Origin of the sequence: Lacipirellula parvula, from assembly GCF_009177095.1 — a bacterium.
Lineage (GTDB): Bacteria > Planctomycetota > Planctomycetia > Pirellulales > Lacipirellulaceae > Lacipirellula > Lacipirellula parvula.
This window is the reverse complement of sequence record NZ_AP021861.1, coordinates 3,471,170-3,486,194: the sequence shown is the minus strand read 5'-3', so window position 1 is coordinate 3,486,194 and position 15,025 is coordinate 3,471,170. Positions and strand designations below refer to the sequence as shown.

The window sequence follows — 15,025 nt, the reverse complement described above, 5'->3', positions numbered from 1 at the left end:
TGCTGGCTCGCGGGGGGCGAGAGCGACGAACGGGAAATGCAAGGTTCACAAATGCGCAGCGTCGCCGCGCACCGTGGGTTGACGCTGAAATCTACGCCGTGTGAGCGACCGTGCCGCAGAAATCGACACGAAGTTACGACCGAATTGGCGGTTTCGCGCACGCCGCCGCTGTGGAAAGGTGCAGACGGTTCCAAACGCGGCGTAACCCGTGCGATCGCTACAGCCAGACTGCGGCCCGCCGTGCCGGTCATTGCAACCCGCTCGGCGGTCGGCGAAACTGGAAGGCTGAGCTGAAGGAGCAGGCGTCGGACGATCGTTACGACGCCACCGCGGCAGGAAACGCGTGCCATGAAGGAGAGATCGACAATGACTGGCGAACGAACGCGCGACGCCGTGCTGGAGCAAGAGTTCCTGCCGCTGCGGGCTAAGATTCTGGAAATCGCGGCAGGCCTTGATCGGCTCGACCGGGCCGTGCCGGCCGGCGACGACGGCGGTCGCCGCGAACGGCTCGAAAAGGCGATCCAACTGCTGCTGGCCGAAGACCCGAGCCGCGCCGCCCGCGTGCAGCTTCTCTTCAGCCGCGATTACGACGAGCAGTGGCGATCGCGCCTCGAGGTGTAACCAACGCGAGCAATAGAAGCTGCCGGTTACGCCGGTGGACGAACCGTTTTCGATCCCAGACCCACCAACGCCCACCGCAAAACCGGTGGCTTGAAACGGCGGCGAACAGCGCGGTGTATTACATCGACCCCCACATCCACATGGTCTCGCGGACCACGGACGATTACGAAACGCTTGCCAAAATGGGCTGCGTCGCCGTCAGCGAGCCGGCGTTCTGGGCCGGCTACGATCGCGGCAGCGTCGACGGCTTTCGCGACTATTTCGAACAGCTCACGGCGTTCGAACCAAAGCGCGCGGGTTGGTACGGCATCCAACACTTCACTTGGCTATGCATCAACGCGAAGGAAGCGGAGAACGTCGCCCTCTCGCGCGAAGTGATCGCGATGATCCCCGAGTTCCTCGACCGCCCCGGCGTCCTCGGCATCGGCGAGATCGGCCTCAACAAGAACACCCGCAACGAAGCGACCGTCTTCCTCGAGCACATCGACCTCGCGGTGAAGACGAACGAGCAGATTCTCATCCACACGCCCCACCTGGAAGACAAATACCAGGGGACGAGGATGATTCTCGACATGCTCACCGGCGACGGCCGCCTGCAACGCGACCGCGTGCTAGTCGATCACGTCGAAGAGCACACCGTGGGGCTGGTGCTCGACCAAGGCTTCTGGGCGGGGATGACGCTCTACCCCGTGAGCAAATGTACGCCGCAACGGGCGTGCGACATGGTCGAAATCTACGGCCCCGAGCGGCTACTAGTAAACTCCGCCGGCGACTGGGGCCCGTCGAAGCCGACCGCGGTCCCCGACTTCATCATGGAGATGCGCAAGCGCGGCCACGCCGAATCGCTGATCCGTCGCGTCGTTTACGAGAACCCGTTGAAGTTCTTCGGCCAAAGCCGCGGCTTTCGATTCAATTCCCCGCTGGATGCTTAGGTTTAAATGCGGGGATTTTTACCACGAAACACACGAAAAGAACGAAAAAGAAAATACTCAATGGCTAGCGAACGGTAGTTAGCTATCTCGTCGTGGCGGAAATGAGGAACCAGTTCCTGTCTCCTCGCATTTCCTTTCGTCTTTTTCGTGTGTTTCGTGGTTAAAAATCCCCGTATTCAACCCATCGCTAGAGCCCAAACTGCCGCAGCACGATTTCTGCCACGTCGGTGTCGGCTGTCGGGCCTTCGACGAAGACACCCTTCTGCGAGCTGAGCAACACGCCCCGTTGGGCGGCGTCGTTCGCCGGCGCACCGTGCGAGCCTTTGACTAGCGTCGCATCGAGCGGAATGCCGCGCGTCGCCGGGTCGAAGAACATCTCCACCGGGTCGTACCCCGGCTTGCGGTGAATGTCGACGCTGCGAGCGAACTTTGGCGCCCGCGCATCGTCGTTCCACCAGTAATACGCTTGCCAGCTATTCGACTCGCTGACGACGACGAGTTCGCCGCTCCGCTCGTGGTTGAGATCGTACTGCGGGGCATTCTTAGGTTCAAAGACTTCCGCGACGCCCTCCAACCCTTCAAATAGCGCTCGCACTTCCTTGATCGTCGCCGCATCCTGATCGCGGACGAAGATATGCGAGAACTGATGATCGGCCAGCGCCCACGCGCGGCTCGCCGCGAAGTCGATCAACTCGCCGCCGTCGACTTCCTTCACCGTCAGCAGCCCCGCGTCGCGGAGTAACCGGTTCGGATAGACGACATGATCGACCGCCGTGATGACGTACTCGCTCGCGACGAGCCACAACGGTTTCGCATCGCCATAGGCCGCGGCAAACCCATCGACCAGCCGGCCGGTTTCCCTATCGAGGTCGACCAGCGCCTGCCGTGCCTCGGGACTATCAGGCCCAAACTTCTGCGGCGCGTAGTCGAGATGCTGCATGTACAAGTAAAAAAAGTTCGGCTTGAACTGCTCGGCCGCCTGAATCGCCGACGAGACGATCCACTCCGTCGACTTGATGTTCGACATCGGCCCCCAGTAGTTCATCAGCGGGAAGTGGCCGAGCTTCGCGAGGAAGTCGCCGTACAGCATCTCGGGCTTCGTGTAGCACCACAGCGACTCGCTGCCGTCGGGATTGTGCACCGGCGCCGGCAAGCAAACGTAGTCGGCCCCGCAATGCTTCGTATGCAGCGGGAACCAAACGGCCGACGTCACGCCGGGCGCCTGCTCGTGCAGGGTATCCCAAATCTGCGGCCGGTCGACGCACTCGTTCGGCGTCGTCCACATCTCGACCGCCTGCCGATCGCGCCAATAAAAACCGTTCGCGATGACGCCATGCTCGCTCGGCGGCGTGCCGGTGGTGATGCTCGACTGCACCGTGCAGGTGACGGCGGGAAACGTCGGCGCCAATTCCGCCTGATCGCCGCCCGTAGTGAGCGCCGCCAATCGCGGCATGTGGGCGAGATCCTGACGACGCAGGCCGGGGACGGTGAGCAAGATGACGTATTCGGGCATGGTTGTTTGTAGTTTCAAAAATACTTTTCAACACAGAGAGCACAGAGGACACAGAGAAATACTAGGCAGCTAAAATCCGTCCCCTGCCTTTCCTCTGCGATCTCAGTGCCCTCTGCGTTGAAGAATTTGTTCTTATGCAGTTTATCGCAGCATTGGTGACAAAAATTCAAACGCCAGTTTCGCCACGCGCGGTGCGTCGTGGCTATGGCGGCTTAGTTCCACGTGAACGCCGCCATCATAGTCGACCTCGCGGAGCGCCGCGATGATCGGTGGAAAGTCCATCTCCCCCTCACCGAACCTCAGGTGATCGTGCACCCCGGCCCGCATATCTTCGATGTGAACGTTGACGAGCCGTGCGCTCCAACGACGAATCACGTCCGCGATCGGCGTTTCGCCGAGGCAGTGGAGGTGGCCGACGTCGAGCGTCAGCTGCAGTCGCGGCGAATCGAGGCGGTCGAGCAGTTCTGCGAACGAATCCATCGTGTCGATCAGCATCCCCGGCTCGGGTTCGAAGCCAATCGTCACGCTCTGGCGTTCGGCATACTCAACGACCCGCTGCAGGCCCGCCGTGAGGTCGGCCAGCGCCGCCTTGCGACCTGCCGCGTGATGAACGACGCCCGCCCAGAGCGAGACGCAATCGCTGCCGAGGAACTGCGCCGCATCGATCGCTTGCTGCAGAAAATCGATCCGCCGCAGTCGATCTTCTTCCCGCTGCGACAAGAGCGTCGGTTCATGTTTTACTTTTGGATCGAGCAGAAACCGCGCGCCGGTTTCGATCACGCTGCGCAGCTGATACTTCGCGAGCAACTCTGCCGTCGCGTGCAATTCTTTCTCAAAATCCGCGGCAAACGGATTGAGCGAACCATGGTCGAGCGTGATCGCGACGCTGCGGTACCCGATGCTAGCCAACACCTCCAGCGCCGCCGGTAGGCTGTGGTGGGCGAAGCCATTGGTGACGTAGCCGAGCTGCATGGGAAGTGGCGAGTCGCGGGTTTCGAGTTGCGAGTTTGGAGAGTAAGTATCCCCCTCCCTCGAAGGGAGGGGCTAGGGGAGGGATTCGTGTGTTAAGCAACAAAATGACATTGACGCATGCGCCTCGCCTCCACAATTCTTACTCGCAACTCGCAACTCGCAACTCGCAACTCGCAACTCGCAACTCGCAACTCGCAACTCGCAACTCGCAACTCGCAACTCGCAACTCGCAACTCGCAACTCGCAACTCGCTCACGTCATCGCCGCCCAGCGCGCGATGATCAGCGTCGGAATCAACAAGCAAAGCACCGCCAATCCCGCGATCCAACCGGCAGCAAGCGTCGCGGCAATCGCGTCGATCACGATGAACCCCTGCAACAGCCGCGTCACGACGTTGCGAATGTGCAAACTCCGCGCGAAGTTGCCCACCATTTCGCTACGCGCAACGTAGGTAAGCCCGACCGTGTAGGCTCCGATCGCCACGGCATACGCGAACGGCACGACGCGGTGCGACAGATCAATCGCCACGCTCGCCCCCAACAGCACGTTGAGCACTCGGCACCAGCCCATCGCGTATGGCCCGAAGCGCGTCTTCTTCAGCCCGCCGTCGTACTGCACCACCGCGATCGCCAGCAGCACGCCGATCAGCCCTGGCGCGATGTTCGCCTGTTGGTAGCTAATCGCGAGCGCGAGCAAGACGCCGATCGCCAGCAGCGACCAACCGACCAGCCCCGCGACGCCGCGCGGAATCCGCCCCGAAGGAATCGGCCGCTCCGGCCGTTCAGCCGCGTCGATCTCGGCGTCAAAAAAGTCGTTCAGCACCATCCCCGCGAGATACAGGCAGGCCGAACTTGCCACGAGCGCGGCAAGCGCCCCCGCTGGCTCGAAGCTGCGCTGCACAATTAAAAAGCCGGCCAGCACGTTCGAGGCCGCGGTAAAAACGTTGGCCGCACGCAGCAGTTGCCACCAGGCGAGCATCCAACCAGGCTGCGCGACGCTGCTCATGACGCGGAAGTCTCCGGCACGCCGAGGTCGCGGAGGGCGCGCGTCAAAAACTCCCGAGCTTCCCGCGCCGCGGGGTCAGGGCTCACGCCGTACGGATACAATTCCACCGTCAGCCAACCGTCGTAGCCGGTCTTTTGGATCTCCCGCAGCGTCGCCGGGAAATCGATCGCCCCCTGCCCTGGCACCATGTGCTGATGAATTCGCGTGTCGGCGATGTCTTCCAGGTGATAGTGGACCGTGTGATCCGCCATTTTGGCAACCCAATCTTGCGGATCCTCGCCGACGCAGTAGGCATGGCCGACGTCAAAATTCAGCCCCAGCTGCGGCGAATCAATCCGCTCGACGAATTCCAGGTATTCGTCGAACCGCTCAATCAGCAGATCGGGCTCCGGCTCGATGAGCAGCCCCACGCCGAGTTGCTCGGCCACCTCGAGGCAGGGCATCAGCTCGTCGTAAAAGATCTGGCTCGCATCGGCCCGCGACTGTCCCGGCGCCAGTTGGCCGCCCGGTTCGGTGGTGATGTGCGGCGCGCCGAGTTGGGCCGCCAGCTTGAGCGCCCGCTTCGTGTGTTCGCGGCGGATCGCGCGGTAGTGCGGATCGGGATCGGTCCACCCCGGATGCCAATACGGCTGCCGCGGATCGGCGACGGCGTTCATCATGAACGCGTTGATGTTCGAAATCGTCAGCCCCGAGTCGGCGATCGTCTGGCGAATCTCTTCAAGCTGCTCCGGCAACATCCCCGCGGGCCACGCATGCGGCACGTCGGCGAGGAGCTCGATCCCTTCGTAACCAATCTCGGCAATCCGCCGCACCGTCTCCTTCAGCGTGTAGCGAAGATAAGCGTTGGAACTGAAGGCAAGTTTCATACGGCGGCAACCGCGACTGGGCTGAGGATTGGTAAGCCCCCATTTTAGCCTGCGAAGGGGGCGGAAGTTACCCCTCCAGGCAGCCGTCGGAATTCAGGAAAGCGCATTTAACACAGAGAGCACAGAGGCCACAGAGAGGCCAATGAATTGTGTCGTCTTGCATTTCTCCGTGCTCTCTGTGTCCTCTGTGTTAAAAGTATTTAAAAGAGCTGTTCTGCCATCACGTCGCCAATCTGCGGGCTACGATCGCCACTTGCCGTTTGCCGATGCGCGTAAGAATCAGCGTCGCTGCGTCGTCGCCGCGGAGTTTTAAGTCGCGGCGAAATTTTTCGGGGTCGACCGTCACGCCACGCTTCTTCACCTCCAGCCGGCCGACGCCGCGTGCGGATAGCCAACTCGCCACTGCGGAAACGCGCAGTGGGAAGACTTCTTCGACGGCGAACCCCGCAAGCAGCGGATCAGCAATCGGTTCGTCGCCGGTGAGATAAACGCCCCCCGCGCCCAGCGACTCCAACGAGTGGTGCTCAGCGATCGCCCCCAACAAATGCGCGGCGACCAGCGACGGATCGGGATCATATAAATAGCGCAGCGGTTCGTTCGCGGCGACGCAATCAATCTCTCCCTCGCCCACGAAGCTCGCGCTTTGCGAATTGCCAAGCACAATCGTCGCCCGCCGCTCTCCCGGCGAGAGAGCGAGTTGCCCGAACCAAGCCACCAGCTGCCGGCACTCGCGCTGCGAGGTGATCCACTCGAGTTCCCCCTCGCGCTCCCAATCCTCGGGAGGCGTGCTGGCTGGCGAAAGTTTGACGGCGCCGTCGGGCGCTGCGGCTCGCCAGCGGTCGATCACTTCGGGGCCGGGCGAGTGATGTTCAAGCGTCGTCGACCGCCGCCCATCCGCGCGACGATCGGGATCGACATGCCACGCATCGCCGGCATCGGGCGTCAGTGCCGCTACGTCCCCATCGCGAACTTCGCCCTGACTGACGTTTGAACCTGCCGCCATCGCCGCCGCGGCCAAGTTCCGCTCCGCGAGCAACCTCACAGCCAGCGACGAATCCCAACCAATCGCCGGCCCCGCCGCGGCCAGCGCCATCAAATCGCCGCCGATGCCGCAGCAGTAATCGTGCACTAACCGCCCTGCCCCAATCGCTCGAAACCGCGCCGCCTTGTACGCCGCAATCTCGCCGTCGGTCGCTTGCTCGAGCGCCACCGGCGCGAAGAACATCTGCATCGCGAGCGGACCGAACTTTTGCACCCCGCGGCGCCGCAGCCCAATCTGCTCGAGCACCAGCCGCGCCCGCTCCGGCGTGAACTGCTTCCGCAGTTCGTTTTGCTGCTGCAACTCCGGCCGCGGGTCGTCGGCGTACGCCGCGAGCGCCGCAGCGGCCGCGGCGTCGCCAGTCAGCCAGGCATAGTCGTCAAGGTTTGCCATGGCGTGAGTGGATGACGGTCGATGGGAGTCGGGTCGCGACGCCTGCTACGCGCGTCGGGGATGTGGCGCGTTTAGGCGTGGAGTAAGGTGCGGCGGCGCGCGGCCGACGAGGCAAGTTGACGCCGCTCGCTGGTCGAACAGGAAGTTAGAGCCTTGCCCAAAAAAGTCTGTGGGAGGGATCTCTGATCCCGAAGCGACGTCGCGCTGCCGCAATCGTTGGCAGTGGTAACCGTCATCGGCGTCGGAGACGCCTCCCACAGATGATTTTTGGAGCCAGGCTCGATTTAGGGGGAGGGTCTATCGTACTCACCACCCTGCGAGCCGGGGAGCGACGGGGAAGATGATCTCACGAACTTTAGCAATGCCCGCGCTCCTGGCCGCGTCGGTAGCGGTTCCTTACATCGCGACGAATGCCCCCGAATGGGCCGAGCAAATTCGCCAACCCGCCGCAGCGGCCCCCGCGACGCCGGCTCCGGCCGCTCCCGCGCACAACGCGGCGGCCGCTGCAGCCCCCGCAGGCGGCGCCACTCCGGCCGCGACTGCCGCGCCGGCTTCCCCCTTCGCCCACGCCACCACGCCGCTGCTCCCCGCGTCGACGCCGCGGACCTCGGCGATGACCTACGCGCTCCCCGAAATCTTGCGGTTCGACGTCACGAAGGAGTGGGTCTACCAACGCTGGGATCGCAAATCGACGGCGCTCGCCGATCTCGATCTGTTCGGCGTCCGTGTCCCGCTGGTCAGCGGCACGCAGGTGTACGACATCGCCGGCTCGCTCACCTACTTCTTCGGGGCCGACGGACGCGTGAAGCGGATTTCGTTCCGCGGTTGGACCGGCGACACAACGCAACTGGCGATGCTGCTTCACCAACGGTTCGGCTTGCAGGCGGTGCCGACGGTGATTGCAGGGCAACAGCTCCTGCAAGTCCGCCAGGGAGACGACGTCATCAGCGAACTCCGCACGCAGGTGGCGCCAGTCCTGAACACCAGCAACCTACACGACAGTTTTACGGTGGAGTTCGAACTCCAAGATCCCGCGACGGCCAAACCGCTGAAGCCGCAAGTCGCGTCGGTCTCGACGCCCCCGCCGGCGGCGCCTGGCACGTCGACGGTTCCCGCCGATCCTAAGGCGGCAACAGCCGCCAATCCCGCCGCCGAGGAGGCCAAGCCAACCGAAACGGCGAGCGCCGAAAAGAAGGAAGAACCGGCTGCGGAGAAAAAGTCGATGTGGGAATCATTCCGCCCCCGCAGCCGCGCGACCGAGGGGCAGCTCAACCAGCTCAACCGCAACGGGATTTATTAGCAGGCCGCCGGTCGGGCGAGGCTCGAGCGACAAAACGCCTCCGAGCGGCCTGCCCCGCCATCGGCTATGCTGTCGCGATGCCCGAAAAGCCGTGCACCGTCGTCCCCTCCCCTCCCGCTTGGCGCCCCGCGGCGCTGCGGAAGCTGCACGACGCGCTGCCGGGCGACTTGCAGGCAGGATTGGCCCAGGCGCTTCATGCCACTGGCGTTGCTGATGCGGCCGCTTGGGACGGGCTGCTGATCGCTCCCACGAGCAGCGCCGCACTTGCCGCCTCGGTCCACGAAGCCGACCCCGCGGCGATCGCCGCCGTCGCTTGGGTGCAACGCTTGCCGGGCGATACCGCCTGCCTGTGGATTCCGCCCGTGAACGATGCCGCCGGCCTCGCCGTGATGCGGGCCGCCGCCGCGTTCGTCGACGAGCGGCACATCCCGCTCACGCAACTCGTCGCCAGCCCCGACGATGGTTACGCCGACGCCGATTGTGAACTCGCCGGCTTTCCGCGTTTCACGACGCTGCGTTACTTATATGTCGACCTCACCGGCGACGCTCTGCCGGTCGGCGCCCATCGGCAACCGTCGGCGCCGAATGGGCTCCACTTTGCAGGCGACGCCGAGCGCGAGGCCGTCCGCTTGCAACAACTGATTGAGCAAACCTACGTCGGCACGCTCGATTGTCCGCAACTCGACGGCGTTCGCCCCCTCGCCGAAGTTCTTGAAGGTTACCGCTCGCAAGGCACGCATCGCCCCGAGCACTGGTACCTCGCTCAGGCCGAGGGCCTAGATGTGGGGGTGCTGATCCTCGCTGAACACCCTGGGTTGGGGAATTGGGAAGTCGTCTACATGGGCGTCGCCGCCGCGGCGCGCGGTCGAGGCTACGGCTCCGCGATTGTTGAGTTCGCAATGTCGGTCGCGGCCAGCCGCCATGCCGAGCGGTTAGTCCTCGCCGTCGACGCCGCGAACGAACCGGCGCTGCAGATGTATCGCGCGCTCGGTTTCATCACGTGGGGCGAGCGCGTCGTGTACGCCCGTTTACGCGCGCGAGCGTAACAAGCGCTGCGATCAAGACTTCTGTTGCGAGTGCAGCGCAGCATTCATTGTGATTCATTGTGGGAGGCGTCTCCGACGCCGAGGTCGTTCTCCACTCCGAACATTTCACGGCAATGATACCGGCTTCGGGGTCGGAGACCCCTCCCACAGAACTAGCTCGACTCGTAGTGTCGAATCATCCGACATTTAACGTCTGATTCGCAATCGCGAGCGATTCGCCAACACGAATTCGAACCCCAACACGTTATCCACCCACGCCCTTCTTCAGAGTTTAATTTTTTTCTCCGCGAGCGCACGATCGGGAGGGCCCGTTTCTCGACCCTTTTCGCGAGCGGCGAAAAGGACGCGCCGCCGAATGAAGTCAAGGGCTTTGACAGGAGTGCTAGCGTCCCTAGAATCGCCTCTCGCAGGTGACAACGAACAACGTCGATCGGCCGTTGACGCGACCGATCGCTTCTCCAACGGGTGGGCGCACGCACGAGTAATCAGCGGGGGCGACCGGGTAAATGAATTTCCCGGGTCGTTTCCGTCGCGGTCGTGTTGCGCATTTTTGAAAGCTCACAGGAAGTGGTCATGGACGATTCGGACAGGCTGTCCGCATTGCGCCAAGAGTTACGCCGTAGCCTCGGGAACGAGCGCTATGAGTTGTGGCTCGGGCCGCAAACAACGCTGACGCTCGCCGACGGCGTGCTGCAGGTGGGCTGCGCTTCGCAACTCGAAGTGCAATGGCTCCGTCGCAATCTGCACGAAGCGCTCGCTTCGTGCAGTGCGACCATCTTTGGTTCGTCGCCAGCCGTGGAATTTGCCGCAACCGCGCAACCTGCTCAATCGTCGCCGGCCGCCGGCAGCGAAGCGGCGACGCTCAAACGCGCCCCGCGTCACACGCGCCGCAAACAATACTGCCCGTCGCAACTCTCGCTCGACGGCATCGTCGAAACGCCGGCCATCCCGCAACCGGCGGCCGCGCTGCTCGCCGCTTTGCCTGAACAAGCAGCCGAACGCAAACGCCCGCGTTGGACCTTTGAAGATTTTGTCGTCGGCGATTCGAATCGCATGGCGGCCGAAGCGGCCCGCACCGCCACGCAACAACTGGGGCGGTTTAGCCCGCTGTTAATCTACGGCCCGTCGGGCACCGGCAAGTCGCACTTACTGAGCGCCGTCGCCGCGATGGGTCGCGCCTCGCGGCAACGCCCGCGGGTGATGCAACTCACTGCCGAGCAGTTCACCGCCCAGTTCCTCGAAGCCCTCGACAAGCGGGCCCTCCCTGGCCTGCGGCAGAAAACCCGCAGCCTCGACCTGCTCGCCATCGACGACGTCCACTTCCTCAACAACAAGCGGGCGACGCTCGAAGAACTGCTATACACGATCGACGCCGTGCAAAGCCGCGGCGGGCAAGTCGTGCTGTCGAGCGATCGGCCGGCGTCGGAACTTCAAGCAATCAGCGTTGAACTCGCGTCGCGGATCTCGGCCGGCCTCGCCGTCGCGATCGATCCGCCCGACTACGCCACGCGGCTCGGCATCGTGCGGGCAATGAGCAGCCGCATGGACATCGCGATGGGCGAAGACGTGATGCAACTCGTCGCACAGCAAGTCGTCGGCAGCGGCCGGCTCTTAAGCGGCGCCATCAACCGCCTCGTCGCCGCGAGCATGGCGGCCCGCAAGCCGATCACGTTCGAAATTGCCGGCGGCGCGATCGCCGACTTCTGCCGCCAACATTCGCCGCAAGTGCGACTCATCGACATCCAAAAGGCGGTCTGCGAAGTCTTCGGCGTCGAATCGACGAGCCTCAAGTCGCAACGCAAATCGCGTTCGGTCGCCGAACCGCGGATGCTCGCGATGTGGCTCGCCCGCAAGTTCACCCGGGCCGCTCTGAGCGAAATCGGCGACTTTTTCGGCCGCCGCAGCCATAGCACGGTCGTTTCCGCCCAGCGGAAGTTCGACGGTCTCATCGCCGAACGGGGCGAGATCGTCGTCGGCGATCAACTCTGCCAAGTGGAAGAAGCGGTCCGCCGCATCGAAGCCAAGCTCCGCACCGCATGATGAATTAGCCCCCGGTTCTTCAAACCGGGGGGCTTGCGCACCGCCAATTTCCGCTGCGCACAACGCAACTACTCGTCCCCCTCATCCTCCGCCCCATCGGTCGCCATCCCCAACTGCCGCATCTTGCGGTAGAGATTGGACCGGTGGAGCCCCAACCGCTTCGCCGCGCTGCTCATGTTGCCGCGCGAGCCGTCGATCGTCTTGCGAATGTAGTGCTGCTGGAAGTCGCGCGTCGCGTCGGCGAGCGAACCCTCAAACTCGGCGAGCCGATCGGCGTCGCTGCCGCTAGATTCGATGAGCACCAAGTCATCGACCTCGACGACGTCGCCAGTGGTAAGGTAGGCGAGCCGCTCGGCCAGGTTACGTAGCTCGCGGACGTTGCCGGGCCAGTTGTGCGCGAGTAATCGCTTCCGCGCGGCGGCCGAGAACTTCGGCGTCTTGCGCCCCATCGACCGGCAAAATGTCTGCAGGAAGTGATCGGCCAGCCGCAGCACATCTTCGCCGCGTTCGCGGAGCGGCGGCAGTTCGAGGCTCACCACATTCAGCCGGAAGAACAAATCCTCGCGGAACCGTTTGGCACGGACCATCGCGCTGAGGTCTTGGTTCGTCGCTGCGAGGATGCGAACCTCGGTATGAATCGGCGTCGACCCGCCGACGCGGACCACCGTTTTGTCTTCGAGCACGCGTAGCAGCTTCGCCTGCCCGCCAAGGCTCATGTCGCCGATCTCGTCGAGAAACAGCGTGCCGCCCGAGGCGAGCTCGAACTTGCCCGGCCGCGATTCGCGGGCGTCGGTGAACGCCCCCTTTTCGTGGCCGAACAGTTCGCTTTCCAGCAGCGTCTCGGCAATCGCCGCGCAATTCACCGCGATGAACGGTTGTTCGCGCCGGCGGCTGAGGTAGTGAATCGAGCGGGCAACGACTTCTTTGCCAGTACCGTTGTCGCCGAGAATGAGAATCGCGAGATCGGTGTCGGCAATGCGGCGGATCGTTGAACGAACCGCCTCGACTGCCGGGCTCTCGCCAATCAGCTGAAGTCCCTGCGCCGCTTCCGCGACGAGTTGCTGATGCTTCGTCAGCAGTTCTTCAAATTCTTGCGTGTTCTGCAGCGCCACCGCGGCGTGCGCAGCCAGCTCGATCAGACCGCGCTCGTCGTCGTCGGTGAAATGCCCTTGCCGCTTGTTGAGGACCTCGAACGCGCCCAGGCAGCGGCCATTCGGCGCGAGGAGCGGCACGCAGAGAATCGAGTGCGTCGTGTAGCCGGTCGAGCGGTCGACGTCGCGATCGATCTGCTCGTCGCCGAGCCCGCCGCCGACGCGACGCGGCTCGCCGCTGTGGATCACCTGGCCGACGATGCCCGAGTCGTCCGGGATGCGCAGCTCGTTTCCTTTGACGCCGAGCGCGGGCCGACCCACGAGCTCATGCTTCGGCCGATCCCACAGAAAGATGCTCGCGCGGTCGCCTTGCAGCAGTTCGGTCGCGGCTTCGGCCATCGCCTTGAGCAGCGCCTCCATTGAGTTCGTCTGCCGCCAGGCGTGGGTGATTTCGAGAATCGTCTCCAGCCGGCGAATGCGATGCTCACGCCGCTGCCGGCCGAGCACCGAACGATCGGCTGCGGCGAGCCCTTCGGCAAACTGCCGGAACGCCGCTTGATCGCTCAGCCCGCGCGCGGCAATGGCGTACCCTTCGCCGAGCGGAGCAGCCAGCCAATCAGCGCTGGCAGCGACGCCGTCGCGGTCGATCGCATCGGCGACGAGCTCCGCCGGAACCTGCCGCTCGCCCATACCGCTGGCGGATTGCACTTCCCACTTGGGCGGGTTCGAGTGAACCACCACCAGCGAAGCGGCCGGCAGCAGTTCCCGCGCTTCGGGCAGCACCTCGTCGAGCAGGCCCTTGAGGGTGTCGTGCCGCCCCGAGCTAGCTAGCAGCAGGCGGAGCAGCGGAATCTGATCGGCGCTTTGAGCCACGGGACTGTTCTCAGTTTATGCCAGGGAGGAGGTCGATTGACGCAGGTGCGACGGCACATGACATCTTTTTGACTTATTGCAACTGTATCTTTTTGTGGACGTTCAGTCAAGCGGCAGTGTTGTCTGATTGATTGTTTCAGGCGAAATTCCGCGGAAATGCAGGGGTAAAACGCCCCCCTACCGTTGCCGACGATAGCGGTGTATCCTGCGACGCTCGCTGATCCGCTCGGAGGATCGGCGACTGCCGCGGGTCGTCCGACCCCGGCACTTCAGGGCATTCGCGGCGATTTAGGAGCGGGTTATGGGCATGTTCAGCGGCAAAAAGGGTCTCATCACCGGCGTCTTCAACGAGAAGTCGATCGCCTGGGCCATCGCCGAGCTGATCATGCGTGAGGGGGGCGTCTGCGGCTTCACCTACATGCCCGATAAGGCCGACGACGCCCGCCAGAAGAACCTCGGCCGCATCACGAAGCTGGTCGAAGGCCAGGAGAACGCCAAGTTCTTCACCCCGATGGACGCCACCAACGACGAGCACATCGCCGACGCGATGACCCGTTGCGAGGCGGAGATTGGCAAGATCGACTTCCTGCTCCACTCGATCGCCTTCGCCCCGCCGGAAGATCTCAAGGGCGATACGCTCGACACGAGCCGCGAAGGCTTCAAGATCGCGATGGAAATTAGCGCCTACAGCCTGATCGCGCTCACCAAGGGAGCGAAGGGCGTGCTGAAAGATGGCGCCAGCGTCCTCACGCTCACCTATTACGGCGGCGAGAAGTGCGTCCCTGGCTACAACATCATGGGCGTCTGCAAGGCGGCCCTTGATTCGATCGTGAAGTACCTGGCGTTCGACCTCGGCCCGCGCGGCATCCGCGTCAACGCCCTCAGCGCCGGTCCGCTGCAAACGATCTCGGGTCGCGGCGCCGGCGTCGATCAGATGCTGTCGCTTTACGAAGCGATGGCGCCCCTTGGCCGCAACATCACCCACGAAGAAGCGGGCAAGTGCGGCGCGTTCCTGCTGTCGGATATGTCCGCCGGCGTCACCGCCGAGATCCTGCACCTCGACGGCGGGTACAACGCGATGGGCTCGCCGGGGCGGATGGTCGACCAAATCAAAGCCGCGCAAGCGAAGTAAAGTGCAACTGCGAGCCGGAGGGTTTATCCCTCCGGCCCTTGGGTTTAAATCTCTGAGAACGCGCCGGGGCCGAGACGGCCCGGCTCGCTGCACGTTCCTTCATGAATCGCAAGTACGCCTTGCCGTGCTAGCACTGCTTCTCCGCTTTTCTCAATCAATCGCTCTTTGCCAATTTACGGCGAGCGCGGTAAATTCTGCAAAC

At 63.5% G+C, this 15,025-nt stretch carries 12 protein-coding genes; 6 read left to right on the top strand and 6 right to left on the bottom strand.

Annotation, left to right across the window (positions count from 1 at the left end):
• Window positions 1-366: 366 nt before the first annotated feature.
• The gene (locus PLANPX_RS13715) at window positions 367-621 is read left to right on the top strand and encodes a hypothetical protein (protein ID WP_172992057.1); all 255 of its coding nucleotides are present in this window, start codon (window positions 367-369) and stop codon (window positions 619-621) included.
• Window positions 622-734: 113 nt separating this feature from the next.
• Window positions 735-1,553, top strand: a complete 819-nt coding sequence (locus PLANPX_RS13710) for a TatD family hydrolase (protein WP_152099278.1) — start codon at window positions 735-737, stop codon at window positions 1,551-1,553.
• 187 nt (window positions 1,554-1,740) lie between these two features.
• On the opposite strand, the gene PLANPX_RS13705 is transcribed toward PLANPX_RS13710, so the two are convergent.
• From PLANPX_RS13705 to PLANPX_RS13685, 5 genes are all read right to left on the bottom strand, one after another.
• Entirely contained in the window at window positions 1,741-3,066 is a 1,326-nt protein-coding gene (locus PLANPX_RS13705) for an alkaline phosphatase family protein (RefSeq protein ID WP_152099277.1), read from the bottom strand.
• A 141-nt stretch (window positions 3,067-3,207) separates the two neighbouring features.
• Window positions 3,208-4,038 (bottom strand): sugar phosphate isomerase/epimerase family protein, encoded by an 831-nt coding sequence (locus PLANPX_RS13700; RefSeq protein ID WP_152099276.1) that lies wholly within the window; start codon window positions 4,036-4,038, stop codon window positions 3,208-3,210.
• A gap of 252 nt (window positions 4,039-4,290) precedes the next feature.
• Window positions 4,291-5,043, bottom strand: a complete 753-nt coding sequence (locus tag PLANPX_RS13695; RefSeq protein ID WP_152099275.1) for a UbiA family prenyltransferase — start codon at window positions 5,041-5,043, stop codon at window positions 4,291-4,293.
• Window positions 5,040-5,909, bottom strand: a complete 870-nt coding sequence (locus PLANPX_RS13690) for a sugar phosphate isomerase/epimerase family protein (protein ID WP_152099274.1) — start codon at window positions 5,907-5,909, stop codon at window positions 5,040-5,042. Before PLANPX_RS13690 ends, PLANPX_RS13695 begins: the two co-directional genes overlap by 4 nt.
• 220 nt (window positions 5,910-6,129) lie before the next feature.
• On the bottom strand, window positions 6,130-7,341 hold the full coding sequence (locus PLANPX_RS13685; RefSeq protein ID WP_152099273.1) for a THUMP-like domain-containing protein: 1,212 nt from the start codon (window positions 7,339-7,341) through the stop codon (window positions 6,130-6,132).
• Between the two features lie 340 nt (window positions 7,342-7,681).
• On the opposite strand from PLANPX_RS13685, the gene PLANPX_RS27360 reads away from it, so the two are divergent.
• From PLANPX_RS27360 to dnaA, 3 genes are all read left to right on the top strand, one after another.
• Window positions 7,682-8,641 carry a DUF6690 family protein gene (locus PLANPX_RS27360; RefSeq protein ID WP_338034230.1) on the top strand — a complete coding sequence of 320 codons (960 nt, stop codon included), beginning with the start codon at window positions 7,682-7,684 and terminating at the stop codon, window positions 8,639-8,641.
• Window positions 8,642-8,718: 77 nt separating this feature from the next.
• Complete coding sequence (locus PLANPX_RS13675) at window positions 8,719-9,687, top strand: GNAT family N-acetyltransferase (protein ID WP_152099272.1); 969 nt, start codon at window positions 8,719-8,721, stop codon at window positions 9,685-9,687.
• A 573-nt stretch (window positions 9,688-10,260) separates the two neighbouring features.
• Window positions 10,261-11,727 (top strand): chromosomal replication initiator protein DnaA, encoded by a 1,467-nt coding sequence (gene dnaA / locus PLANPX_RS13670; RefSeq protein WP_152099271.1) that lies wholly within the window; start codon window positions 10,261-10,263, stop codon window positions 11,725-11,727.
• 68 nt (window positions 11,728-11,795) lie between these two features.
• On the opposite strand, the gene PLANPX_RS13665 is transcribed toward dnaA, so the two are convergent.
• Complete coding sequence (locus tag PLANPX_RS13665; protein ID WP_152099270.1) at window positions 11,796-13,691, bottom strand: sigma-54-dependent Fis family transcriptional regulator; 1,896 nt, start codon at window positions 13,689-13,691, stop codon at window positions 11,796-11,798.
• Window positions 13,692-13,992: 301 nt separating this feature from the next.
• Here PLANPX_RS13665 and PLANPX_RS13660 point away from each other — a divergent pair, with 301 nt between their 5' ends.
• Complete coding sequence (locus tag PLANPX_RS13660; RefSeq protein WP_152099269.1) at window positions 13,993-14,823, top strand: enoyl-ACP reductase FabI; 831 nt, start codon at window positions 13,993-13,995, stop codon at window positions 14,821-14,823.
• Window positions 14,824-15,025 lie beyond the last annotated feature (202 nt).